The sequence below is a fragment of the Mesorhizobium sp. M1163 genome (genome assembly GCF_040318415.1).
In the GTDB taxonomy this organism is placed as follows: domain Bacteria; phylum Pseudomonadota; class Alphaproteobacteria; order Rhizobiales; family Rhizobiaceae; genus Mesorhizobium.
Map to the genome: position 1 here is coordinate 48,695 of NZ_JAMYMF010000018.1, position 25,093 is coordinate 73,787.

A 25,093-nucleotide genomic window follows, 5' to 3' on the forward strand; every position below is an offset into this window, starting at 1 on the left:
CCAAGCTTTGCTAACAAGCCTTATTCGGCCGGCATCGCCACCGGACGTGCGGCCAGGTGTCCCGCCAGCATCACGCCCAAACCAATGATCGGGAATGCCGCCGCGACCACGCCGAGGTCGGCCGGTGCGCCATAGCGCAGCACCGCGGCGCCGACCACGGCCCCCAGTGCGACGCCGAGATAGAGCGCCGAAGCGTTCAGCGACAGCACGATGGGCGCGGCATCGGGCGCCAGCTTGATGATGCGGCTGGCCTGCGCCGGTGGGAACGCCCAGCCGACGATACCCCACGGCACCATCATGGCCATCAGTGCCGGCCCGGCGATCTCGCGCGGCAGGAATGTCGGGATCAGCGAAAACGTGACCAGCATGGCGGCACTCAGCGCCAGCGACCAGCAGACGGTGCGCGTCGCGCCGAAACGGTCGGCGGCCTGCCCACCGCCGATATTGCCGATGACCGCGCCGACGCCGAAGGCGAGCAGCATTCCGGGTAGCGCGATCGGGCTCAGGCCGCCGCCTTCGATGGCGAGCGGCGCGACAAAGGCAAAGACAGTGAAGGCGCCGATCAGTGCCAGGATCGTCGTCACCAGGATGGGCATGACGCCGGGGCGAAGTGCCGCTGCCAATCGCATCCGGAGCGGCAGCCTGGTGCCGACGATGCCGCGCGGCAGCCGGTACCACAGGATCGCGCCGGCGAGCGCGCCAAGGCCGGCAATGGCAAAGAAGGTGCCGCGCCAGCCGGCAACCGTCGCAACAAGCGCGCCAAGCGGCGCGCCGACCGCCACCGCAACCGTGGTGCCGCCGACGACCACGGCAATGGCGCGGGCGCGGTGATGATCGTCGACAAGCGCAACGGCCGTTCCCTGCGCGGTCGCCGCGAACAGGCCTGACGACAGCGCCATGACGATGCGCGCGATCAACAGCAATTCGAAGGAGGAACTCAGCGCCGCGGCGACGTTGCCCAACACGAAGAACACCAGCGTCCACAGGATGACGCGGCGCCGGTCCCATTCGCCAGTCAGCGTTGCCAGGATCGGCGTGCCGATCGCATAGGCGAGCGCAAACGCCGTGATCAGCGTGCCGGCGAGCGGAACGGAGATGGCGGCATCCTTTGCAATGTCGGGCAAAAGGCTGGAGATGACGAAACCTTCGGTCGAAATCGTGAATGATCCGAGCGCAAGCCAGATGAGGCGCTTATCCATGGCCATTTCCTTAGTTCAAAGGTTATTGAACAATTGGACATAACAGGGCATGATGTCAATGAGCTTGTGCAGACTAATCGAACCCTACTGACAGCCCTGTGTCAGGACAGGCCCGAATACCACCAGAACCGCGAAGGATCAGATGCGTTGAAATCGGCCCCGAATGTGCTTAATTCCTGGTCATGACCTTGCCCCATCCCACCGCCGACCAGATCAGCCTGCCGAACGTGCTTGCCGTGCTCGGCGACCCGACGCGACTGGCCATCGTGCGCTATCTCGCGAGCAAGGAGGGCGTGCCGCTGAATTGCAGCCGGTTCCTCGACCTCTGCTCGAAGACCAATCTGAGCTACCATTTGGCCAAGCTGCGTGAGGCCGGCGTTACCCGCACCGAGGCGGTTGGCACCAGCCGGCTGATCACGCTGCGCCGTGACGATCTCGACCGCCGCTTCCCGGGCCTGCTCGACAGCGTGATTGCCGCGGCCGGCGACGATGCATCGTTGCCGGCGGTCGGCGGCCATGAGATCGAAGTCCGCGCCTAGAGCGACCCCGAAGCTGCATTCCGCTCTCGCCCGCTTCGCGAGGTGAGGAAGATAATTGTCCTCCAGCCATTCCAACAAACGGAGCCTGCCATGCGCATTGCCGTCCTCGCCGACATCCACGGCAATGTCCTGGCGCTCGACGCCGTGCTCGATGATCTGCGGCGACGCGGCAGCGCCGACCTCATCGTCAATCTCGGCGATTGCGTTTCCGGCCCTCTCTGGCCGCGCGAGACTATGGAGCGGCTCGAAGCGCTCGAGCTGCCGACGGTGCGCGGCAACCACGACCGCCGCGTTGCCTACGACACCGCCGACGAGACCATGTGGCCTTCCGACCGCTACGCGCATGAACGGCTGGCGGCAGCCCAGCGCGAGGCGCTGTTCGCGCTGCCCGTCACGCTGGAGGTGGCGCCTGGCGTGCTCGCCTTCCATGCCCGGCCCGACCACGATGAAAAATATCTTGCCGACGCGATAGTCGACGGCCGGCTGGTGCGCGCCCCGCTGGCTGCCATCGAGCGGCGGCTCGGCGCGATCGATCCCGCCTGCCGCATCATGCTTTGCGGTCACAGCCACCGCAGCGAGCTGGTCCGCATTCCCGGCGGTCCGGTCATTTTCAATCCAGGCAGCATCGGCTGCCCGGCCTATCACGACGACACGCCGCCGGCGCATGTCTCCCAACAAGGCTCGCCGCACGCCCGCTATGGCATCGTCGACCTGCATCCCGATCGCTTCGAGGCCATCGCCGTCGATTACGACCATGAGGCGGCAGCGCGTCAGGCCGAGCAGGCGGGACGGCCGGAATGGGCTCACGCGCTACGCACCGGCTTCATGCCGGGTTGACCGCGTTCATACCGGGCCGAACGAGGAACAGGCTGAGCTTGCCCATGCCAGGCTGAACGGATGACCGCCTTCGAGCGGCAGGCAAGCAGCCTCAGAAGCCGCGACCGGTCCAATCTTCACTTGTCGGACGCGGATCGCTTCGATCGCCTGGCAGGACGTCCGGTGCTGGCCGCCGAAATCTTGGTCACTGAAGTCTTGGGCGATGAAGCCTTTGGCCGTGAGGTCTTGGGCGCCAGTTGCGTTGGGTTGAAAGTCTGTGCGGGGGCCGATTCGGATCCGGCCCGAATGTCGGCGTCGCGCACCTGCTGGCCAAAGTTCAGGCCAGTCAGTTCTTCAATCTCGGCCACCGTCGAAAGGAACTCCGATACCCTGGCAATTTCAAGCGGGTCGTCGAATGCCTCGGCACGCCCACCGAACGCTTCGGGCATCACTTCCAAAACCGGCTTTTGATCCGCCAGCAGCGCGATGGCGCGCAGGCCAGTTTGATCGGACCACAGCGCGATCTTCCAGAACTTGAGCGGAATATGGCTGTCGAAGCGGTAAGGAGGATCGTCCTCGCGGAACACTGGGCCTGCAAACACCGTGACACGGCCTCGCGTCGTATAGGCGTTGCGCAGCACATAGGTTTCCACCGCGCGCCATCTCAGTTTCCCCTTGGAGCCGGGATGGTCAAGCGAGCTTCCCTGATTGAAAAAGCCGACTTGCGGCGCAGCATTGGGATAGAAGAACGTGTCCCGTTCTGCCGCGACCGCCTCCTGATCCACTCCCCATGCAGGGTCGCCGCGAAGCGTAATATGGCCCTTCTGGAACATTCGAGCTATTCGTTCCTTGAATTTTGGGACGGGAAATCCAGGCACATTCTGGCTCGAATAGAATTCCTGGGTCATCTGCTCGCCAGGGTCGATGCGACGGTCGGGCCGGAAAGCGTCGCTGGCTTCCGAACCGGAAATCGACTCTACCCCCAATTCGACAAGCGACGGGTTGTCGATGACGGTCTTGTCCTCACGATTGACCGCCTTGGTGCGGGATCCATCGATATTGCAGGCGGTGACGAAGGCAAGCCTGCGATCGGCGTTCATCAAGATCGAAAAATGATGATAGCGCAATTCGTGTGGGTCCTCGCCCGGTTTGGCAAGGAGGTTTTTGGCCAACCGGTAGGGTGAATTGGCAACCGTCGGCATTGGCAGGACAAAGCCCGGTATGAAGCCGGGTTCATACCCTCCGCGATCGTCGAAATCCTCCGTTTTCCAACCCGCGGCCTCGGCGATGGCCACCTTCGCGGGTTCGCTTGCCGGGCCTTTGCCGTCGTTTCGTCTTGCATCGCCTCCGTCGCGGTCGATCAAGGGCGCCCGGACATTTATCTCGACGGGAAAAGTCCAGGTGACCGAGCCATCGGCGTTGTGTCTCGTCGCCGGTGGATTGTCATCCGGTTCCGGCCGCTGCACCGACTTGTCCAGCACATCTTCGCGAATGTCGGCGTTCAGCCGAACTGTCTCGTCCATCATGCGCGGCGTGCCGGCCCAAATCGCCAGAGCTTGCGAAACCGCCGATGCCGAGGAGCCCGGCAGCCTGGACTTTCTAGCGCCCAGATCGTCAACGATGGCGCTGATCCTTATGCCTTCGTTGATCTCGCGCGTCAGCGCATAGCCACCTATGCCCGTCACCTCGTGGAATGGCCCTGCCCAATGGTGCAGGGCAATTGGCTCCCATTCATTGTTGAAAACCGGTGAACCGGACGAACCCTGTTCGGTATCGGCAACATAGTGCAGCACTTGAACCGTTTCGTCGCGGGCCACCAGCCGGTTTTCACGCAGCACCAGTTCCTTGAAGCGGCCATCGGGGTGCTGAACGATGTTGGCGATTTCGCCAAGCATATGCTTGTCGCGCGCATCCGACAGCGAGATAAAACCGAACTCCCCCAGTTCCTTTGGGCCGGAACGCCGCTCGCCGACCCCGATCAGCGTATAGTCCAGACCCTCTATGCTATCGGTCACGAAACAGAATTCAGGATCGAACAGGAACGTCGTCGGCGTGCGCACGGCATTCGCACCGTCCTGCTCATAATCGAACTGGACCTGGAAGCGCCGGGAATCTGCCGGCGACGAAATCACATGGTTGTTTGTGAGGAACAGCCTTGGCCCGACCAGAAAACCCGATCCTTGTGGATTGCCGTTGAGAAAGGCAACGCGGCCGACCGCATCGGCCACACGGCGCCCACGCTCCAGAAATGCGACACCGATGAAATCGAGCGTTGGGCCGAGAATTGCCTCCGGTCCTGGCTGTTTGGCGGCGGCCTTTCTCTCCCCGGCAGACCTCATGTCGATTGCTGCCGATATCATCTCCGCTTCGGTGCGGCTGAGCGACGCTTTTACCTGCAACCTGTCGAGTCGCCTGGAGAGGGTCTGTTCGGCGGCCAGCGGATTGCCGTTGGCGATGTGACCAAGTGAAGCCTCAATTTCCGCGCGCGTTTTCTTGATACGCTGGCGAACTATGTTTTCCACTTGCGCGAATATTTCAAGGTCGACCATCTTTCCCTCCCAAACCTTACTTGAGAGAGTGCATATTTACATGAAATGTGCAATATTTTGCCGGCTTTCAGCTCACGGAAGTGGCCTGCTCCGCGATTCAACACGCGGCACCTTACTCATTTTCGGGCTTACGCAGCGCCGCCTCGTCGCCTATAAAAACCGGCTGGCGTGCGATGGCGTTTCCGTGCCTGGCCGCGCCTTCGGCAATGCAACCTACCGCCCATGGCAGATGATTAGGCGCACAATAACACTCCGATCCCCGCTGCTTGCGCTGATTGCCGCTCCGCTGATGCTGGCGGGCCCGCCGGCCAGTGCCCAGGAGCCGGAGCCCATCATCTCGATTGTGACTGGTCTCGCTCCGGGTGATCTCCTGAACGTGCGCGCCACGGCATCGGCGATGGGCAAGATCGAGGCGCGGCTGCCGATTGGTTCGAGCGTCAAAAATCTCGGCTGCGGCGACGTCAGCGGCCATCGGTGGTGCAAGGTTGAAGACATTGACGACCCCAAGCTGAGCGGATGGGCGCCCGCGCGCTACCTCGACCCTATCAATCCCCAGCAAGTGACACCCCAGGCGACGGCCAATACGGAGAGCCCTGCCTCCCAACCGCTACCCGATCTGACAACGCGCCTCGGCGCGACCGCTCCCGAAACGGCGCTGAGCTCCGCTGACGCAATCGGCAGGGTGGCGATCGAGGATGCTTACCGCCTGGCCCTGGCCGCTGGAAACCCCTCGACTGGACAGGTTGATGGATCGGCGCCCGCGGCTGCCGACCTCGTCCAGAATTTCGGCGCGGCCAACGCGGCGCCTCCGCCCGACGCACAGACCGTTGCGCGGCTACAGCCGCCGGGGACACCGGTCCCTGGGACCGGCAACGCCATCCCCTGCGCGCGCTATCTCGGCCAGCCGATGACCAGTTGCAAGGCGGCGGTCGTGCGCACCGGCGACAAAATCGACGTGACCGTGACCTGGCCCGATGGCGGCACGCGCATCATCAGCTTCCGGGCCGGCAAGCCGGCCGGTGCGGACGCACCCGGCGAATTCCGCTTCACCCGCGAAGGCAGCCTGAACATGATCCGCATCGGTGCTTCCGAGCGTTTCGAGATTACGGATGCTTTGGCGTTGGGGGATAGTGGTAAGGGAATAAGGCAGTAGGGCAGTAGGGCAATATGTTTAAAGGGCGCTCGAACCTACTGCCCTACTGCCCTACTGCCCTACTGCCCTACTGCCCTACTGACCTACTGCCCTACTGCCCTACTGCCCTACTGCCCTACTGCCCTACTGCCCTACTGCCTTATTCCCCTACCCCCCTACTCCCCTACTCGCATTTTAGGGGGTTACATCCGGCAAAACTCTTCCCTATAAGGCCCTCCTAGCCTGATACCAGAATCGCGAGCACAACCGGCCGGGTCATCCCGTCCGGCTTTTTGTGCAAGCCGCCCGCCGAACGGACCCTCGACATGCCAAGACGCACCGACATCAAGTCGATCCTGATCATCGGGGCCGGCCCCATCGTCATCGGCCAGGCCTGCGAGTTCGACTATTCCGGCACCCAGGCCTGCAAGGCGCTGAAGGAAGAGGGCTTTCGCGTCATCCTGGTCAATTCCAACCCGGCCACCATCATGACCGACCCGGAACTGGCCGATGCCACCTATATCGAGCCGATCACGCCCGAAGTGGTGGCCAAGATCATCGCCAAGGAGCGGCCCGACGCGCTGCTGCCGACCATGGGCGGCCAGACCGCGCTCAACACCGCTTTGTCGCTGCGCCGCATGGGCGTGCTCGACCGCTATCAGGTCGAGATGATCGGCGCCGACGCCACGGCCATCGACAAGGCCGAGGACCGCGCTTTGTTTCGCGAGGCGATGAACAAGATCGGCCTGGAAACGCCGAAGTCGATGCTGGCCAACGCCACCGACGTCAAGAACGCCGACCGCAAGACGCACGAGGCCGAGCGCGCCGCGCTGAAGGCCGAGAAGCCCGAAAACCTCGACGCCGCGCTCGACGCGCTGGAGACCAGCTGGAACCTCGGCGAAGGCGACCGCAAGCAGCGCTACATCAGCCACGGCATGGCGATTGCAGCACAAGCGCTCGACCATGTCGGCCTGCCCGCCATCATTCGCCCGTCCTTCACCATGGGCGGCACCGGCGGCGGCATCGCCTACAACCGCGCCGAATTCTACGAGATCGTCCAGTCCGGCCTCGACGCCTCGCCGACCACCGAAGTGCTGATCGAGGAGAGCGTGCTCGGCTGGAAGGAGTATGAGATGGAGGTTGTCCGCGACAAGGCCGACAACTGCATCATCATCTGCTCGATCGAGAACATCGACCCGATGGGCGTGCATACGGGAGACTCGATCACCGTCGCCCCTGCCCTGACGCTGACCGACAAAGAATACCAGATGATGCGCAACGCCTCGATCGCGGTGCTGCGCGAGATCGGCGTCGAGACCGGCGGCTCCAACGTGCAGTTCGCCGTGAATCCTGCCGACGGAAGACTCGTGGTGATCGAAATGAACCCGCGCGTCTCGCGCTCCTCGGCGCTCGCCTCCAAGGCGACCGGTTTTCCGATCGCCAAGATCGCCGCCAAGCTCGCCGTCGGCTACACGCTGGACGAGCTGGAGAACGACATCACCGGCGGCGCGACGCCGGCCTCGTTCGAGCCGAGTATCGACTATGTCGTGACCAAGATCCCGCGCTTTGCCTTCGAGAAATTCCCCGGCGCCGAGCCGGTGCTGACCACCTCGATGAAATCGGTCGGCGAGGTCATGGCCATCGGCCGCACCTTCCAGGAATCGCTGCAGAAGGCGCTACGCGGGCTGGAGACCGGCCTGACCGGCCTCGACGAGATCGAGATCCCCGGCATCGGCCACGGGAACGCGCCCGCCAGCCATGTCGACGACCGCAACGCTATCCGCGCCGCGCTCGGCACGCCGACGCCGGACCGGCTGCGCATGGTGGCGCAGGCGATCCGCATGGGCACCTCGCTGGAAGACGTGCATGCAATGTGCAAGATCGACCCGTGGTTCCTCGAGCAGATCGCCGGCATCCTCGACATGGAAGCCCGCATCCGCGAGCACGGCATTCCCGAGGATGCCACCAATCTGCGCATGCTGAAGGCGATGGGTTTCTCGGACGCCCGCCTCGCGTCGCTGGTCAGGAAAGACGTCGAAGAGATCCAGAAGATACGCGACAAGCTCGACGTTCATCCCGTCTACAAGCGCATCGACACTTGCGCCGCCGAGTTTGCCTCGCCCACCGCCTACATGTACTCGACCTACGAAGTGCCCTTTGCCGGCGCGCTCGCCAACGAGGCGCAGGTCTCGTCGCGCAAAAAGGTCGTCATTCTCGGCGGCGGCCCCAACCGCATCGGCCAGGGCATCGAGTTCGACTATTGCTGCTGCCATGCCGCCTTTGCGCTGCGCGACGCCGGCTTCGAGGCGATCATGGTCAACTGCAATCCCGAGACCGTGTCGACCGACTACGACACTTCCGACCGGCTCTATTTCGAGCCGCTGACGCCGGAGGACGTCTTGGAGATCCTGCGCGCCGAACAGGCCTCGGGCGAACTCGTCGGCGTCATCGTCCAGTTCGGCGGCCAGACGCCGCTCAAGCTCGCCGATGCGCTGGAGAAGGCTGGCATCCCGATCCTCGGCACCTCGCCCGACATGATCGATCTGGCCGAGGACCGCGACCGCTTCCAGAAGCTCTTGCACAAGCTCGGCCTCAGCCAGCCGAAGAATGGCATCGCCTATTCGGTCGAGCAGGCCCGCCTCGTCGCTGGCGAGCTTGGCTTCCCGCTGGTGGTGCGCCCGTCCTATGTGCTCGGCGGCCGCGCCATGCAGATCATCCACGACGAGAGCATGCTGCAATCCTATCTGCTCGACACCGTGCCCGGCCTGGTTCCGGAGGACATCAAGCAGAAATACCCCAACGACAAGACCGGCCAGATCAACACGCTGCTCGGCAAGAACCCGCTGCTGTTCGACACCTATCTGTCGGGCGCCATCGAGGTCGATGTCGATTGCCTCTGCGACGGCAGGTCGACCTACGTCTCCGGCATATTGGAGCACATCGAGGAGGCCGGCATCCATTCGGGCGACTCGGCCTGCTCGCTGCCGGTGCACTCGCTGCCTTCGGAGCTCGTCGACGAACTCGAGCGCCAGACGGCGGCCCTTGCCCGCGCGCTCAATGTCGGCGGGCTGATGAACGTGCAGTACGCGATCAAGGACGGCACGGTCTATGTGCTGGAGGTCAATCCGCGTGCGTCGCGCACCGTGCCCTTCGTCGCCAAGACCATCGGCCGGCCGATCGCAAAGATCGCCGCCCGCATCATGGCCGGCGAGAGCCTGGAAGACGCCTTCGCCCATTACGGCGCCATGCCCGACCCACGCAATCCCGGCCACATCGCGGTCAAGGAAGCGGTGTTCCCCTTCGCCCGTTTTCCGGGCGTCGACATCTTGCTTGGCCCGGAAATGCGCTCGACCGGCGAGGTCATGGGCCTCGACCGCGACTTCGCGCTGGCCTTCGCCAAGAGCCAGCTAGGCGCCGGCGTCGACCTGCCGCGCTCCGGCACGCTGTTCGTCTCGGTGCGCGACGAGGACAAGAAAGGCATCCTGCCGGCGGTCAAGCGGCTCGCCGGCCAGGGCTTCAAGGTGCTCGCCACCTCTGGCACCGCCCGCTTCCTCGCCGAAAACGGCGTCGCCGCCGAGAAAATCAACAAGGTACTGGAAGGCCGCCCGCACATCGAGGACGCCATCCGCAACCGCCAGGTGCAGATCGTCTTCAACACCACGGACGGCCAGAAGGCGGTCTCGGACTCGAAGTCGCTCCGCCGCGCCACGCTGATGCAGAAGGTGCCGTATTACACGACGCTATCGGGCGCGGCTGCGGTGGCTGAGGCGATTGCGGCGCTGCGGGCGGGAAGCCTGGAAGTGCGGCCGCTGCAGGAGTATTTTGCGTAGGCGATTAGCGCCTTCCCTTCTCCCCCTGTGGGAGAAGGTGGATCGGCGCTTTGGCGCCGAGACGGATGAGGGGTGCTCCAGCTTGGCAGATGTCTACTGGACGTCGCTCTCTTAGCCGGGCCAGTTTGCCTGGGGCCGGCAAATCGGCTATCTAATCTGAATATCTGGAAAAGTTTTCAGATTGGTGGAGGCCGCTGGTCTTAGGTATGGACCCTATTACCAGCGGCCCCGATGCCTCGGCTAGGCCGAGAACGATTCTCCGTTTGGACGGGAGAATCAGTCAGATGTTGCCATAGCTCGCACGACATTTGCAATTTTATTTGCCTCTGCTGTCGTCAAATCAAAAGGCAATCCTTGGATTTGAACGATCAAATCTTGGCGAATTGGTATCGGAAGCACCGATACGCTGGTCGGCGGAGCCATCACCGCCGGGGCGGCCGACCGAGCAGCAGGCCGTTCTGCTGACCCTTGGCCCACCTTTTGGCGCTCACTCACCTTTCGCGTTCCAGCCGCCCCTCCGACTTTAAACGTCATTGGGTTATCTTGGTAGTTTAAAAAATCTTCAACCGACGACTTAATGCGGCTCTTGTAAGTATTTAGGCTCCCTGGTGTATAATCGCCGCCAGCGATATTCGAAAATCTATGCATCAAGTGGTCAAGATCGACGTTAGCTAAATCAGCAGCCTCGGTATCATCAAGCAATGCAAGGACTTTTCCCGCCGCTGCCTTCCTGGCATTAGCGGTAGTCTTATTGAGCAGGCCCTTTCTCGCTAGGTAATCCAAAAACTCTAGCAGGGCTTCGCGCGATCTAGGTCTCACATCCATTGCAATCTCCTGTCCCCCATCACAATGATCGGCCTTCTCATCAAAGTCAACACGTACAATGTCAAATTTGATGATTTTTTTAAAAACTCGCCGTTTGATTGGACCTTGGGAGTGATCATTTTGACGGCCGGATTTTGATAGCAGTCACCGCCACGGCTGCAGGCTCGTGTCCCTGCCATAGGCGATGATCGTGTCGCAGACGGAAATCCAGTTCGCGCAGCGCGTCATCGTTCTAGAAGCGCCACGCGCGAAAACCACATCGCCTCAGAGCGATGTCCCGCTCGTCATCAAAAAATCCGAACCCTCATACTGGCCGCCGTCAATCTGGACGACCAACATAGCCTCGGCACATACGAAACCGGCAGTAAACCCCCAACGGGGACTTGACGGCGGAACTTGATGCCTGCGGCGCAAAATCCTTGGCCTAATCGCGGTTGATGGCCTTGTGGCCCGCTCTGCGAACGCCAGCGCCTCGCTCGCCTCAGCCGAGAAACCCAATAAACCGCCCCGCAAACAGCACGGACGTCCACAGCATCAGCGAAAGCACAGCCAGCACGGTCGTGGCCCCACCAGCCGGCTCGTCACCGCCTTTTGCGCGGCGCATGAAGACGAGGAAATTGGCGCCGGCAAGCAGGATGAGCGCCATCTTGGCGAGGAAAACCGGCATCGCCACATATTCGCTCGCCCTGACTGAAAACAGCAGCGAGCCCGTGACCAGCGCACCGCCGAACGCGCCCAATGCGGTGCGGCGCAGCAGCGCCACGAACGCCGGCTGCGGCAGCGAGCGGAAGGCGCCCAGGATCCTGAGGTCCATGAGCCAGACGCTGGTCAGCAGCGCGCCGATCGACATGATGTGCAGCGCATTGACGATTGGGTAGGCGACGAAAGAGGCCTTCAGTCCCCGCACAAGCGCGAGTTGCTCGATGCCGGCGAAAAACCCGTCCATTCAGGCCGGCGGCAAGCGGTCGGGATAGACATCATAGGTCTTGCCGCCGACGATGATGCGGACTGCCTTCATGCGCTTTTCGCTCTCGTCGCGCGAGCGATGGCCGATCGCCGTCACCTCGTCGCCGACCTTGGCAACACCTTCCGTGAAGCCGGCAGCGATCGTGCGGGAGGGCGGAGCCATCTCCACCCGCCAGACCGCTCCCTCGGCGTCGACATCCAGCGTGGCGTGCGGGTTGCCGATATAGATGGCCGTGATCCGGCCCTTGAGTTCGAAAAACCCGTCCTGCGTCCACGACCAGCCATGATGGGCATAGGCTGCGGTGGCGGCGGCAAGGAGCACAGCCGCCCCCAGCGCGACGCTCCGGTTGAAAGGTGACTGCATCGCTCGTCTCCTCGGTTCCGGCATTAGAGGGTAGGTCAGCGCGCGGCAGCGTCAAATCACATGAGGGCCTTTTGGGGCGCTGCGCTCCACAGCCATGGTAACGGCATGGATCCTAGGGTCTGCGCTCCGCTTCGCGTTCGCTCCGCCCTAGGATGACGAAGCGAGGGGAGGTTCCAGCCAATCTCCAACGTTCGCAATTGGCCTTATTCCACTGTACCTTCGTCATCCTAGGGCGGAGCCGGAGCGAAGCGACGTCGCGGAGACCCTAGGATCCATGCCGTTACCTTCGAGCGTCGCAGCCTCTGCTGAACGCACTTACCAAGGCGCTTGCCCCGACCTCTCACCCCGCCCAATCCACCTCGACCATTCCCAGCCGCTGATAGAGCCTGACGGCGGCGGCGTTCTCGACCGTGTTGGTCTTGAGGTCGACATGCACCGCGCCCCTTGCCTGAAACACCGCAAAGGCGTGCCGCATCAGCGCCTCGGCGATGCCCTTGCCGCGCGCCTCGGGATGGACGGCAAGGTCCTTGACGAAAGCCCGCGTCCAGCAGAGTGCCGCGCCCGCCAGCCGGCCCTTGCGGTCGATGACCAGGAAACACAAAGCGGGATCGAATTCGGCGTCGCCCGAAATGCGCGGCCACCATTCGTCGAACGGCCCGTCGGCGCCGTCGTCGAACACCGCGGTCAACAGCGCATGCAGAGCAAGCGCATCGGCGGCTTCGAAGCCGCGCATGAAAAAACCTTCTGGCCAGCGCGGCGCCAGAAGCGTGTCGTCGAGGACCTTGCGCAGTCTTATTTCGTTTGGCGCCGGCGGACGCGGCTCAGGCATCGGGCTGCATGCGGCGGCGCAGGCGGTCGCTGCCGAGGCCGGTTTCGCTCAGCATCCCCCTGCGTTTGGCGTCGTAATAATAGCCGCTCTGGTAGAGCCGGTCGGCGCGCTTGGGGTTGCCGCCTGAGACCAGCCAGGCGCCGCGCAGATATTTCACCGCATATTTCAGATTGGTCTCGGCGTCGAACAGGCCGCTCGCCGGCCCGTCATAGCCCATGCCGCGCGCCGTCGCGTGCTTGATCTGCATCAGCCCCCAATGGCCGCGATTGTAGGCTTTCGGGTTGAAGGTGCTCTCGCGGTTGACGACGCTGCGCACCAGATCGACCGGCACCTGGTAAAGCGCGGAATATTTCTCGATCAGCCGCTCGATCTCGCTGCGGCCGCCGGCGTTCGACTGGCCCTCTGCCAGGTCGGTCGCGGCCAGAGCGGCCGGGTTCTGCGGCACGGTGTAGGAAACCGGCTGAACGCCGGGCATGGCGGCGGTCTGTTCGGTGACCGGCATGGCGACAGCGGCCGTTGCGATGGCTGGCTGGGCATTGGCCGTCATGACGGCGGGCGCAGAAGCCGCCAGCGGCGTCGCCCCGGCAAAGGCGGCGGCCGGCTCGACCGGCAGCGCTGCCGTCTGGGCGAGGCCGGACGGTTCCGGCAGCACCGAAACCGTGTCGGGCAGCGCCAGCGTGAAGCCGGCATCGGTGTTGGCAGAGTTTTCCGTGAAGGCGGGCGCCGAGGTCACCGGCGAAGTCGAGGTGCAACCGCTGAGAGCGGCGACGGCCAACACCGCCGCAAGGACGGGAAAGAGGAATTTTGCTGGCAAGCGGCGCTCGGGTCCGGTTCGTCGGGTGTTAAGAAGTCCTTACACCAGCATCTTTCCCCCGGCAATCCGCGGTAGACGGTGGTTTTCGGGTGGCGAGCCGGGCCGGGAAATGCGATATTGTTCTGGATTTGTACTTCGAAGGATTCCGGAAAGGAGCACGCCATGGACGCCTCTCATGCCACCGCCGGCCACGCGGTATTCGAAACCGTGCTCGGCTTCATGGGCATCGCCTGGAGCGATGCCGGGCTGACCCGGCTCTGCCTGCCGCAGCGCAGTCGCGACGCGGTGGAGCGCCGGTTGCTGCGCCATGCCTCAGACATCGACCAGGCAGCCAAGCCCGAGCCGCAATGGGTTACGGAGCTGATCGCCTCGATCAAGGCCTATGCCGCCGGCGAGGATATCGATTTCTCCGGCGTGCCGGTCGATCTCAGCGGCGTCGACGAGTTCCGCCTGGCGATTTATGACGCGGCACGAAAGCTCGCCTTCGGCGAAACCACCACCTATGGCGAACTGGCCAAACGCGCCGGCCATGCCGGGCTGGCGCGTGAGACGGGCGCCGCACTCGGCGCCAACCCGGTGCCGCTGGTCATCCCTTGCCATCGCATCCTTGCCGCCGGCGGCAAGATCGGCGGATTTTCCGCGCCCGGCGGCTCGGCCACCAAGGAAAAGATGCTGGCAATGGAAGGCGTACGCGTCGGCCCGCCGCCGCCGGCACAAGTGTCGTTCGGGTTCTAGGTGTGCTGATATTCAGGTGACGCCCGCACCCCTGGGACGTCAACCGCCCCTAATCCGGAAGCAGGCGCCGGCGGAAACGCCGGTCGATCTCCACCCGCTTGCATTTGTAGACGGTGCAGGAATTCGTGTCGGCACTCGGCACCGAGGCCCGCGCCCTGACCTCGCCGATGTCGCAGAATTGCTGGCTCCGCACATAGCGGTCGTAGAGCGCCAGCCCCGGCACGCGCGCCGATCTGTAACGCAGGATGACGGCGCCCTCGCGCGCGATCGTCGCCTGCACCTTGCCGCAGCTCATGCGCGTCGGGTCGTAGCGCGAGACCGCCTGCGCCTCGGCGGCCACCAGCGTCAGGCAAGCGGCAAGCAGAACGATTTTCATGGCCCTCTCCCCCAAAACCCGGTCGCGCCCGAAGCCGGCGCGGTCTTCCCGCGTCAGGCGCGCAACGACGACGCTCTCACGCGATTGGGGCGGCCGTTGGGCAGCGTTGCCGCCGCGCCATTTTCCGCCCCGTCTTGTTTTTCGCGCGAAAGCATATTATATGCGGTCCATTGATATTTCGGCCGATCGATCCGGGCCTCGCGATATTCGCGTTTGCTGACGTTCTATCTCCAAAATCTCGATACAAACCGGCTGGGTTTCGGTCCAGTCAAACTAAAGCAAACGTAAAGGACTATCGAAATGGCAACAGGTACGGTCAAGTGGTTTAATTCCACCAAGGGTTTCGGCTTCATCCAGCCTGACAGCGGCGGCGCGGACGTTTTCGTTCACATCTCCGCAGTCGAGCGCGCTGGACTGTCGACCCTGGTCGAAGGCCAGAAGATCAACTTCGAGATCGAGCAGGACCGCCGCACTGGCAAGTCGTCCGCTGGATCTCTGAGCAAGGCAGCCTGATTTTGCGAATGGTGCGCGCCGGGCGCTAGCCCGGGGCGCGCGGCAAGTCACGGATGTACTGGCGGTCGCGCGAGAAGCGCGCCGGAGCGAAAGACCCCGACAAGTCGAAGCAGCAGATTGCTGCCGGCCCGGCCAAAACGCTCCCGATCAGGCTACCAAGCATGGGAAGGCGGGATTTTGTCCCGCCTTTTTGCTGTCTGGATTCCGATGAACCACCGCCTTGGTCCTATGGGACCACTTTGTGGTGTTTTTACCCCGGTCATGGTGCCATCAACCCATGAGCAAGCTTGAACAGATTGAGAAATCCGTCGCCGAACTAAGCCCCGAAGAGCTCAAGGCGTTTGCCGCATGGTTCGAGGCGCTGCAGGCCGACATGTGGGACCAGCAGTTTGAAGGCGATGCCAAGGCCGGCAGGCTGGACAGGCTTGCCGAGCAGGCCTTGGCTGATCATCGGGCCGGCCGGACTCGGCCTCTGTGAAGCATTTTGCCACTCCCTCGTTTTGGGAGGCTTACGCAAAACTGCCCTCGTTGATCAAAGCAAAGGCGAACAGACGTTTCGCCAAACTGAATTCTGAGCCGTTCCACCCGTCGTTGCATTTCAAACAGGTCGGGCGCTGTTGGTCGGCGCGGGTTGATGTCAATTACCGCGCCGTAGCTGTTCGCGACCACGATGACGTGGTCTGGTTCTGGATACGCACCCATTCCGAATATGATCGCCTGCTGAAATAGCCGCGCGTCCATTCACGCCACGGGCCGAAAGCCGCTAGCGCGACGTCCGGAGCGAGCCGCGAAGCGGCGATAAGCGTGAGAACAGAATTAAGGCAGCCACTCCAGCGGCACATGCCCCGGGTCGGCCTCGACCCGTTGCAGCCAGGCAGCGACCGCCGGATAGGCGTCGAGCTGAAAGCCGCCCGTCTCGGCCGTATGCGTATAGGCATAGAGCGCAATGTCGGCGACGCTGAGCGCACTGCCGGCGAAGAAGCTGCTCCCGGCCAGGTGCTTGTCCATGACGCCGAGCGCCTTGTTGCCGCGCTCCAGCGTCAGCGCCAGCCGCTCGGGCGTCGCGTCCTTGGCTCTTTCAGGGAAGGTCAGCAGCGCTCTGCGCACGGCGATATAAGGCTCGTGGCTGTATTGCTCGAAGAACAGCCACTGATAGGCCAGCGCGCGTTCGTATCTGTCCGCCGGCAGGAACCGCGTGCCTTCGGCGAGGTAGAGCAGGATGGCATTGGATTCGGCCAGCCGGCGGCCGTCGTCGAGTTCGAGCAGCGGCACCATGGCGTTCGGGTTTTTCGCGACATAGTCGGGCTTGCGCGTGTCGCCGGCATGCGAGCTGACCTCGACATTGGTGAAAGCGATGCCGAGCTTGGCCATCAACAGGCGCGGCTTGTAGCAATTGCCGCTGTCGATCATTCCATAGAGTATCATCGGTGCTCCCCCTTGCTCGCAACCACCCGTCTCAGGGCTTGATCCAGCCTCTATCGCGGCAGCGGCGGCTTCATCCAGTGATTTGTTTTGGCGTAACCATCAGCGCCGCTGATGCATTCATCCGAACAAAGGGATGACGTTGCTATCCCTGCCAAGCAGTCTGTCGCTCGACAGCGGCTCCTCATCGAACATCGTACCGGCCAGCGCCGGCCGGGCAAGATAAAAGCCCTGCAGCAGGTCGACGCCGCCATCCAGCGCGACGCGCAGATGCGTGGCGTTCTCGATGCCTTCGACCAGCACCTTGGCGCCACGGTCGTGCAGCGTCGAAACCAACGGCCGGAAAAACCGCTCGGCGGCGGCATGGCGGCAGAATTCGGCGAACCAGGTGCCGTCGATCTTGACGATGTCGGGCTGCACCAGAGCGACCCTTTCTTCCGTCGAATGCCCGGTACCGAAATCGTCGATGGCGATACGGACGCCGTCGCGCCGCATCTCACGCGCCAGGCTGACAAGCACCTTGTCGCCAGCCGCCTGCTCGGTGATCTCGCAGACCAGCATGCCGGGATGCAGGCCGAAATCCGCCAGATGCCTGGTCATCAGCCTGATTTCGGCCAGCGCCCGTGCGGGGTCATCGTTGATCAGCGGATTGTAGTTGAAGAACAGGTCGAGCCCGTCAACGCCGATGTTGCGGAAGTTGCGCAAATGCAGCACGCGGCACATGGTTTCGACAAACAGCCGATCCGCTGCCGGCAGGCCTTCGAAGAACATTTGCGGCGCCACCGGCCTGCCGGCACGATGCGGCTCGATCAGTCCCTCGACCGCGACAGCGGCGAGAAATCTGCCGCGCGGCGCGAAGACCGGCTGGTAGGCGCTCCTTAGCCGGAATGCGCCGTAGACGCCATATTCGATGCCGACCTCGTCGGCAAAGATCGCCTCTCCGACCTTGCGCCGCATGTCGGCTTGCCCGGTCACGATGACACCCTGCGGCCAAAGGGCCGCATCGGTCGCCGCGATGGCGAAACGGCCACGGGTATCTTCTCCGCATCGGCCGACACCGCGGCCGCCTGCCCGCTCATGTCGAAGACGCGAAAGCTGGTCGGCGCAAGTTCGGGGCGCGCCAGCACGTAGCCCTGCACCATCGAGGCGCCCGACTTTTCGGCAAGCTCGAGCTGCCAGCCCGTCTCGATGCCCTCGAATACCGTACGGATGCCTTGCTCTTCGAAGCTGGTCACCATGGCGGTCAGCAAGGCGAAGCCGGCACCGGATTCCATCAGCGTCATGATCCAGTCGGCATCGAACTTGACGATGTCGGGTCTGAGTTCCTTGATACGATTGATGTCGGATTCGTCGGCGCCGTAATCGTCGACTGCAATGCGCAAACCGTTGCCCCTGAGCGCCTCGACGAAATTGTAGAGCGTTTCCTGCGACGCCGATTTCTGCTCGGTGACCTCGCAGACGACGCGGCGCGGATCGATGTCGGCCTCGTGCAGCACCAGCCGCATGTCGCGCAGCGCCTTGTCGGCGATGCCGCGGTCGGTGAACACCGACGGATCGAAATTGATGAAGATCGAGGCGTCTCGCGGCAGGCAGGCGCCGGCGTTCAGAAGGTGCAGCGTCCGTGTCAGCGCCTCGATATGCAGGCGGTCGACCGCCGGACAGCTGTTGAAGAAACTCATCGGCTGCTGCGGCTCGCCGTCGCGGAACGGCCGGATCAGCCCTTCGAAGGCGACGACGGAAAGCTTGCCCTTGTTGAAGGCGAAGATCGGCTGGAAAGCGCTTTGCAGCGTATAGAGCCCCCAGACACCGCTGGCGGTGCCGTCATCATGGCGGATGATATGGGCAAGCTCGATGCTGCGCGTCACGGTTCCTCGCTGTACGAGACTGGCAGACCGGCCACGGTCCTGCCGTTCAAGCTTTTACCGATCGTTGATGAATTTATTGTTGCCAGCATTGCGCGTTAGCTCATTCGACAATGCCTGCGCTGGGCTTGCGCCGGGGCTTGCGCTTGACCAGATGATGCGACATGAGAGGCGCCGCGGCGCCTTCGCCGCGCCGGTGCTTTCTGGAGATATCTCTCATGGCCTTTCTTGCCGACGCCCTTTCCCGCGTAAAGCCTTCCGCGACCATCGCGGTGACGCAGAAAGCGCGCGAGCTGAAAAACGCCGGCCGGGACGTGATCGGGCTGGGCGCCGGCGAACCGGACTTCGACACCCCCGACAACATCAAGAACGCCGCAATCGAGGCGATCCGCCGCGGCGAGACGAAATATCCGCCGGTCTCCGGCATCGTGCCGCTGCGCGAAGCAATCGCGAAAAAGTTCAAGCGTGAGAACAATCTCGACTACCGGACGGAGCAGACCATCGTCGGCACCGGCGGCAAGCAGATCCTGTTCAACGCCTTCATGGCGACACTGAACCCCGGCGACGAGGTGATCATCCCGCGGCCCTATTGGGTGAGCTATCCCGAAATGGTAGCGATCTGCGGCGGCACCTCGGCCTTTGTCGAGACCTCGATCGACAACGGCTTCAAGCTGACGGCGGCCGTGCTGGAGAAGGCGATCACGCCGCGCACCAAATGGCTGTTGATGAACTCGCCGTCCAACCCCTCGGGCGCCGCCTATACCGAAGCGGAGCTCAAGAGCCTGGCCGACGTGCTGTTGAAGCACCCGCATGTCTGGGTGCTGACCGACGACATGTACGAGCATCTGACCTATGGCGACTTCGTCTTCAAGACGATCGCCGAGGTCGAGCCTAAGCTTTATGAGCGCACGCTGACCATGAACGGCGTGTCGAAGGCCTATGCCATGACCGGCTGGCGCATCGGCTATGCGGCAGGCCCGGTGCCGCTGATCAAGGCGATGGACATGATCCAGGGCCAGCAGACCTCCGGCGCCTGCACCATCGCCCAATGGGCGGCGGTCGAAGCGCTGAACGGCCCGCAGGATTTCATCCCGAAGAACAAGGCGATCTTCCAGGGCCGGCGCGATCTCGTCGTCTCGATGCTCAACCAGGCGCGCGGCATCACCTGCCCGTCGCCGGAGGGTGCTTTCTACGTCTATCCCTCCTGTGCCCAGCTGATCGGCAAGAAGACCAAGAGCGGCAAGGTGATCGACAGCGACGAAACCTTCTGCTCGGAACTGCTCGAGGCCGAGGGCGTGGCGGTTGTTTTCGGCTCGGCCTTTGGCCTCGGCCCGAACTTCCGCATCTCCTACGCCACATCGGAGACACTGCTCGAAGAGGCCTGCACGCGCATCCAGCGCTTTACTGCCTCGCTGGCCTGAGACGTTTCAGCCGCCATACTGCTCGTCGCTGACCTTCTCCAGCCAGTCGACATGCACACTCTCGAGTGCCTCCTGCATGGCGATGTGGGTCATCGCCGATTTGGCCGCGGCGCCGTGCCAGTGCTTTTCGCCGGCCGCAAAGGAGACGACGTCGCCGGCCCTGATCTCCTGGATCGGCCCGCCCCAGCTTTGCGCGAGGCCGGCACCGGACGTGACATAGAGCGTCTGGCCGAGCGGATGCGTGTGCCAGTGGGTGCGGGCGCCGGGCTCGAAGCTGACCAGCGTGGCCCTGAGCCGCGCCGGCGCCTCTTTCTCGATGATCGGCGTCTGCAAAACCCGGCCGGTGAAATATGTCTCCGGCGCAACGATCGTCGGCACGCTGCCGCAGGCAATGATCTTCATCGTCGCAATCCTCGATTTGATTCCTTGGTGTGCGGACTTAGACCCTACCACTTTCGTCCGATGCCGGCTGCATGTCCTGCCCGGCTACGGGCAAGGCGAGGCCAGAACAGGCCGGTGCGCGTGCGGTAGGCGTTGTAGGCATCGGCCAGCCTTGTCCGCGAAAATTTTCGCTCTTCGTCCAAGGCCGCGATCACATAGATCGTAACGATGCCGGCGACCGGCACCACCGCCCACACCGACCAGGTCGCGAGGCCCCATCCGATCCAGAAGATGATGTAGGACGTGTAGAACGGATGGCGGACATGGAAATAGGGGCCTTCGGTCACCAGGCTATCGGGCGTTTCGGGGTCGAATGCGAAACGCAGCCGCGCCTTGCGTGAGACCGAGATCGCCCACCAGAACAGCGCCGAGCTTGCCAGTTCGATGGCGAGCCCGCCGATCTTCGCTGCCACCGGCTGTCGCTCGATCCACAGCAGCGCCAGAAAGAATAGCGCCGTGCCGACGACGACGGCCGAAATGATCATGGCGCCTTGAGACATGCTCGATGACTGGAAATGCGCGCGCATCGACCAGGCATATTGGCCGAGCGTGGCGATGCTGCTGATCGAGAGGAGAAGGTCGAGTGTGGATTCCATCATCAGGGTCCCCGGGGTTAGCTGTGGTGGATTCGCTGCATCATACCCGGCGCAAGCCGAGAAATCATTTCTTAACCACCGTTCTAAACAACATGGTGATCTCGGCATGCGATGTTGACCTCGAGACAATCCGAAGGTCCAACCAGATATGGCCGTTTCCCACCGCACGATCCGCACGCCGCAAGCGGATTTGCGCCTCAGCCAGTCGTCGGGACGCGGCATCCCGCTTGTCCTGATCCACGGCTCGGGCAGTTCGCGCGCCGTATTCGCCCGCCAGTTCGACAGCCCGTTGGCCGCTGCCCATCGGTTGATTGCTTTCGACCTGCCCGGCCATGGCGAATCGTCTGACGCCCGCGATCCGGCGACGGACTATACCACCTCCGGCCTTGCCCAATCGGCGGCTCATCTCCTCGATGCTTTGGGGATCGGCCGCGCCGTCGTCTTCGGCTGGTCGCTTGGCGGGCACGTGGCAATCGAGCTCGCGAGTTTCCACCGCGCCGTCGGCGGGCTGATGCTAACCGGCGCGCCGCCGGTATCCAAGGGCCCTTTCGGCATGCTGCGCGGCTTCCATGCGCATTGGGACATGCTGCTGGCGTCCAAAAAGACCTATTCCGAACGCGATGCCGAGCGCTTCGAAACGCTCTGCTTCGGCGACACCGCCGACCCGTCCTTCCGCAAAACCATCCTGCGCACCGACGGCCGGCTGCGCGCCGCGGTGACGCGCGGCATGCTCACCGGCAAGGGCGCCGACCAGCGACAGGTGGTCGAGCAAGCCGCATTTCCGGTCGCCATCGTCAATGGCGAGAACGATCCGTTCGTCCGGCTCGGCTATTTTGAGACGCTCGCCTACGGCTCGCTGTGGGAGCATTGCCAAATCGTCCCCGGCGCCGGGCATGCGCCTTTCTGGGAACGTGCGGACCTGTTCAATCCGCTGCTCGCGCGCTTTGCCGAGACGGCGGCAGTGCAGCGCGTGGACGCAACCCCGCTGGCGTCGCGCCTAGCCGGCACCGGCTGAACCCGAACGTCAACTTCAAATCCCTTCAACTTCAAATCCCTTGCCCTCCCGGCCTGCCCGTGGGACGATGCCCTTTGGGTAGGTGGCAAATTGAAAAAAGCCTCGCCCGCGACGGCCGACAGGCCGGCCGCCGCTCACAGGGAAACGCCTGAGTGGAGGTCAGCCATGGGTACTCGCGCCGGAGGACGACGCACGGGACCGAAATGCATTGCCATAGTCGGTCCCTTCGCAAGCGGTAAGACGACACTTCTCGAAGCCATACTCGCCCGTACAGGCGCCATTCCCCGCCAGAATCCCGTTTCGTCGGGAAATACCGTTTCCGATCATTCGCCCGAGGCGCGTGCCCATGCGATGAGCGTCGAGGCGACCTTCGCTACCACCGAATTCATGGGCGAGCCGTTCACCTTCGTCGATTGTCCCGGTTCCATCGAATTCTCCTTCGAAGCCGAGCCGGTGCTGGCCGCCTGCGACGTCGCCGTGGTCGTCGCCGAAGCCGACGAGAAGAAGATCCCTGCCCTGCAGCTGATCATGCGCAAGCTCGATGATCTCGGCGTGCCGCGCATCCTTTTCCTGAACAAGGTCGACAAGGCGATAGCAGGCGTGCGCGACACGCTGAAGATGCTGCAGCCTGCAAGCTCGGTGCCTCTGCTGCTGCGCCAGATCCCGCTGCGCAAGGACGGCGTCGTCATCGGCTCGATCGATCTTGCTCTGGAGCGAGCCTACATCTACCGCGAATATGCCGAGAGCGAGGTCGCGCAGATCCCGAGCGACGACAAGGCGCGCGAGCTCGAGGCGCGCTTTTCCATGCTGGAGACGCTCGCCGACCATGACGACCGGCTGATGGAGCAATTGCTGGACGAGATCGAACCGCCAAAGGATGCCATCTTCGACGATCTTGCCGCCGACCTGCGCGACGGCATAGTGACGCCGGTGCTGATCGGCACCGCCGAGAAGGGCAATGGCGTGCTGCGCCTGTTGAAGACAATCCGTCACGACGCACCCGACATCGAGGCGACGCGCCAGCGTCTCGGCGCGCCCGATGGCAACGCCACCGTGGTCCAGGTGATGAAGACCGTCCACACCGCGCATGGCGGCAAGCTATCGGTGTCGCGCATCCTGTCCGGCCAGGTCGCCGACGCCGCCGAGCTGTTCCTTTCCAATGGCGAAACGGCAAAGGTCTCCGGCATCTACAAGATGCTCGGCAAGGACCAGTTCAAGCTGACTTCGGCCAAGGCCGGCGACACGGTCGCGCTCGGCAAGCTCGACGCCGTCAGGACCGGCCAGACGCTGAGCTCGACCAAGGGCGGCATCAAGCCGCTGGTCACGCTGGCGCCGCCCCAACCGGTCTTCGCCTTCGCTCTGCGGCCGAAAGAGCGCAAGGACGAGGTCAAGATGTCGGCGGCCATCCAGCGCCTGGCCGAGGAAGATCCCTCGCTCAACCTGCATCACAACCAGGATTCGGCCGAAACCGTGCTGTCTGGCCATGGCGAGATGCATCTGCGCGTCGTGCGCGAGCGGCTGGAAGGCAAGAACCAGATCCCGGTCGAAGGCCATGTGCCGGCCGTGCCCTACCGCGAGACGATCCGCAAAGCGACGCAGCAGCGCGGCCGCCACAAGAAGCAATCGGGTGGCCACGGCCAGTTCGGTGACGTGGTGATCGAGATCAAACCGCTGCCGCGCGGGTCAGGCTTCCAGTTCACCGATACGATCACCGGCGGCGTCGTGCCGAAGACCTACATCCAGTCGGTCGAGACCGGCGTGCGCGATTACCTGAAATCCGGGCCGCTCGGCTTCCCGGTCGTCGATGTTGCCGTCAACCTTTCCGACGGCTCCTACCATGCCGTCGATTCCTCCGATATGGCCTTCCAGATGGCGGCGAAGCTGGCGATGAAGGAAGGCATGGCCGCGTGCTCGCCGGTGCTGCTCGAACCGGTGATGAAGGTCGAGATCGTCACGCCGTCCGACGCGACGTCGAAGATCATCGCACTGATCCCGCAGCGGCGCGGCCAGATCCTCGGCTACGACGCGCGGCCTGATTGGCCCGGATGGGACGTTGTTGAGGCGACCATGCCGCAGGCCGAGATCGGCGACCTCATCATCGAGCTGCGCTCGGCCACTGCGGGTGTCGCCAGCTACCGGGCCGTCTTCGACCACATGGCCGAACTCACCGGCCGGTTGGCCGACGAAGCGCTGAACGCCAACGGCAAGGCCGCCTGAAACGGTAGTTTGCGGCCAGAACACAAGGAAACGGCGCCCGGATCATCCGGGCGCCGTTTCGTTGCGGACCGTCTTCGTGGGAGGCGAAACGGCAGGTCCGCCGCATGCTTGCCGCCGGTGCCTGGCGGCGGAGGAAGGTTCGGACGCGGTAGCCGCCTGAGCCCGGGTCGTCCGAGTGATGCCCCCATCCCCCGGACGAGCCACACCGCGTCCTATGTTCTGCTTAATCGATTTGGCGCGCCCGCGGCATGTTACCCGAGGTTACATGTCACTGTTACGCGACCGTTCCGGCCAATTTTCTGGCGATGTGTTGGTTTCGGGCAACAAAAAAGCCGGATCAATGAAGACCCGGCTGAGTTTGATTGGAAGTGCCTGTTAAGGCTAACCTCCAGAGGGGAACACTCGAGAGCGCTAATGGGAGGAGAACGCGCTCAGGAGATGATCTATATATGTGCTCTTCATGCCCAAGAAACAAGCATCTATTTTGCAACACACACATGCAAAAAGGCGCCGGCTGTGGTCTAATCCGTCCCGAAGCGCAATAGGACCAGTTGAATCGCTGAAATGCGGCGTGCGGCAAGGCAAAATTGATCTGCAGCCGCGAATCAGCAGCGATTCTTGCTCCGAAAGTC

24 protein-coding genes are annotated in these 25,093 nt (G+C 63.3%); 11 read left to right on the forward strand and 13 right to left on the reverse strand.

The genetic code is table 11. The annotated features are described in order from the left end of the window. Positions 1-20: 20 nt before the first annotated feature. On the reverse strand, positions 21-1,199 hold the full coding sequence (locus NKH43_RS18120) for an MFS transporter (protein WP_023719359.1): 1,179 nt from the start codon (positions 1,197-1,199) through the stop codon (positions 21-23). A gap of 182 nt (positions 1,200-1,381) precedes the next feature. Between NKH43_RS18120 and NKH43_RS18125 the strand changes: the two genes are divergently transcribed. Beyond that, positions 1,382-1,738: an ArsR/SmtB family transcription factor gene (locus tag NKH43_RS18125; protein WP_023719360.1), complete on the forward strand. Its 357-nt coding sequence runs from the start codon at positions 1,382-1,384 to the stop codon at positions 1,736-1,738. A 90-nt stretch (positions 1,739-1,828) separates the two neighbouring features. Further along, entirely contained in the window at positions 1,829-2,575 is a 747-nt protein-coding gene (locus NKH43_RS18130) for a metallophosphoesterase family protein (RefSeq protein ID WP_352859253.1), read from the forward strand. Between the two features lie 116 nt (positions 2,576-2,691). On the opposite strand, the gene NKH43_RS18135 is transcribed toward NKH43_RS18130, so the two are convergent. Continuing rightward, complete coding sequence (locus NKH43_RS18135) at positions 2,692-5,103, reverse strand: DNA/RNA non-specific endonuclease (protein ID WP_352859255.1); 2,412 nt, start codon at positions 5,101-5,103, stop codon at positions 2,692-2,694. 184 nt (positions 5,104-5,287) lie between these two features. Here NKH43_RS18135 and NKH43_RS18140 point away from each other — a divergent pair, with 184 nt between their 5' ends. Together NKH43_RS18140 and carB are read left to right on the forward strand one after the other, a co-directional pair. Next, positions 5,288-6,256, forward strand: coding sequence for an SH3 domain-containing protein (locus NKH43_RS18140; RefSeq protein WP_352859257.1), 969 nt, complete (start codon positions 5,288-5,290; stop codon positions 6,254-6,256). Between the two features lie 305 nt (positions 6,257-6,561). Continuing rightward, positions 6,562-10,065, forward strand: coding sequence for a carbamoyl-phosphate synthase large subunit (gene carB / locus NKH43_RS18145; RefSeq protein WP_352859259.1), 3,504 nt, complete (start codon positions 6,562-6,564; stop codon positions 10,063-10,065). Between the two features lie 276 nt (positions 10,066-10,341). Here carB and NKH43_RS18150 read toward each other — a convergent pair whose 3' ends face one another. From NKH43_RS18150 to NKH43_RS18170, 5 genes are all read right to left on the reverse strand, one after another. Further along, positions 10,342-10,890: a site-specific integrase gene (locus NKH43_RS18150; RefSeq protein ID WP_352859261.1), complete on the reverse strand. Its 549-nt coding sequence runs from the start codon at positions 10,888-10,890 to the stop codon at positions 10,342-10,344. Between the two features lie 481 nt (positions 10,891-11,371). Continuing rightward, complete coding sequence (locus tag NKH43_RS18155) at positions 11,372-11,836, reverse strand: DUF6644 family protein (RefSeq protein ID WP_352859263.1); 465 nt, start codon at positions 11,834-11,836, stop codon at positions 11,372-11,374. Further along, positions 11,837-12,220, reverse strand: a complete 384-nt coding sequence (locus NKH43_RS18160) for a DUF6152 family protein (protein ID WP_352859265.1) — start codon at positions 12,218-12,220, stop codon at positions 11,837-11,839. A 340-nt stretch (positions 12,221-12,560) separates the two neighbouring features. After that, positions 12,561-13,049 (reverse strand): GNAT family N-acetyltransferase, encoded by a 489-nt coding sequence (locus tag NKH43_RS18165; RefSeq protein WP_023719367.1) that lies wholly within the window; start codon positions 13,047-13,049, stop codon positions 12,561-12,563. Continuing rightward, positions 13,042-13,863: a transglycosylase SLT domain-containing protein gene (locus tag NKH43_RS18170; RefSeq protein ID WP_352516008.1), complete on the reverse strand. Its 822-nt coding sequence runs from the start codon at positions 13,861-13,863 to the stop codon at positions 13,042-13,044. Before NKH43_RS18170 ends, NKH43_RS18165 begins: the two co-directional genes overlap by 8 nt. Before the next feature lie 162 nt (positions 13,864-14,025). Between NKH43_RS18170 and NKH43_RS18175 the strand changes: the two genes are divergently transcribed. Continuing rightward, a complete protein-coding gene (locus NKH43_RS18175) occupies positions 14,026-14,598 on the forward strand; it encodes a methylated-DNA--[protein]-cysteine S-methyltransferase (protein ID WP_352846715.1) in 573 nt (190 codons plus the stop codon). A gap of 49 nt (positions 14,599-14,647) precedes the next feature. On the opposite strand, the gene NKH43_RS18180 is transcribed toward NKH43_RS18175, so the two are convergent. Next, entirely contained in the window at positions 14,648-14,974 is a 327-nt protein-coding gene (locus tag NKH43_RS18180; protein WP_023719370.1) for a hypothetical protein, read from the reverse strand. Positions 14,975-15,274: 300 nt separating this feature from the next. Between NKH43_RS18180 and NKH43_RS18185 the strand changes: the two genes are divergently transcribed. The 3 genes from NKH43_RS18185 (at position 15,275) to NKH43_RS18195 (ending at position 16,216) form a co-directional block, all read left to right on the forward strand. After that, complete coding sequence (locus tag NKH43_RS18185; RefSeq protein WP_023678332.1) at positions 15,275-15,487, forward strand: cold-shock protein; 213 nt, start codon at positions 15,275-15,277, stop codon at positions 15,485-15,487. Positions 15,488-15,764: 277 nt separating this feature from the next. Beyond that, entirely contained in the window at positions 15,765-15,965 is a 201-nt protein-coding gene (locus NKH43_RS18190; protein WP_352495012.1) for a hypothetical protein, read from the forward strand. Then, positions 15,962-16,216 (forward strand): ParE family toxin-like protein, encoded by a 255-nt coding sequence (locus tag NKH43_RS18195; protein WP_352592436.1) that lies wholly within the window; start codon positions 15,962-15,964, stop codon positions 16,214-16,216. Before NKH43_RS18190 ends, NKH43_RS18195 begins: the two co-directional genes overlap by 4 nt. A gap of 87 nt (positions 16,217-16,303) precedes the next feature. Here the strand turns inward: NKH43_RS18195 and NKH43_RS18200 are convergent, their stop codons facing one another. The 3 genes from NKH43_RS18200 to NKH43_RS18210 form a co-directional block, all read right to left on the reverse strand. After that, positions 16,304-16,912, reverse strand: coding sequence for a glutathione S-transferase family protein (locus NKH43_RS18200; RefSeq protein ID WP_352494924.1), 609 nt, complete (start codon positions 16,910-16,912; stop codon positions 16,304-16,306). A 117-nt stretch (positions 16,913-17,029) separates the two neighbouring features. Then, entirely contained in the window at positions 17,030-17,884 is an 855-nt protein-coding gene (locus NKH43_RS18205) for an EAL domain-containing protein (protein WP_352859268.1), read from the reverse strand. Next, a complete protein-coding gene (locus tag NKH43_RS18210) occupies positions 17,881-18,774 on the reverse strand; it encodes an EAL domain-containing protein (RefSeq protein WP_352859270.1) in 894 nt (297 codons plus the stop codon). The genes NKH43_RS18205 and NKH43_RS18210 overlap by 4 nt, the downstream gene beginning before the upstream one ends. Before the next feature lie 215 nt (positions 18,775-18,989). Here NKH43_RS18210 and NKH43_RS18215 point away from each other — a divergent pair, with 215 nt between their 5' ends. Beyond that, complete coding sequence (locus NKH43_RS18215) at positions 18,990-20,192, forward strand: pyridoxal phosphate-dependent aminotransferase (RefSeq protein ID WP_023719377.1); 1,203 nt, start codon at positions 18,990-18,992, stop codon at positions 20,190-20,192. A 6-nt stretch (positions 20,193-20,198) separates the two neighbouring features. On the opposite strand, the gene NKH43_RS18220 is transcribed toward NKH43_RS18215, so the two are convergent. Together NKH43_RS18220 and NKH43_RS18225 are read right to left on the reverse strand one after the other, a co-directional pair. Continuing rightward, entirely contained in the window at positions 20,199-20,594 is a 396-nt protein-coding gene (locus NKH43_RS18220) for a (R)-mandelonitrile lyase (protein WP_352859272.1), read from the reverse strand. Positions 20,595-20,638: 44 nt separating this feature from the next. Next, entirely contained in the window at positions 20,639-21,232 is a 594-nt protein-coding gene (locus NKH43_RS18225; protein WP_352859273.1) for a methyltransferase family protein, read from the reverse strand. Positions 21,233-21,377: 145 nt separating this feature from the next. Here NKH43_RS18225 and NKH43_RS18230 point away from each other — a divergent pair, with 145 nt between their 5' ends. Both NKH43_RS18230 and NKH43_RS18235 read left to right on the forward strand, forming a co-directional pair. Then, entirely contained in the window at positions 21,378-22,244 is an 867-nt protein-coding gene (locus NKH43_RS18230; protein WP_352859274.1) for an alpha/beta fold hydrolase, read from the forward strand. A gap of 165 nt (positions 22,245-22,409) precedes the next feature. Next, positions 22,410-24,461, forward strand: coding sequence for an elongation factor G (locus tag NKH43_RS18235; RefSeq protein WP_352846700.1), 2,052 nt, complete (start codon positions 22,410-22,412; stop codon positions 24,459-24,461). Positions 24,462-25,093: the final 632 nt, after the last annotated feature.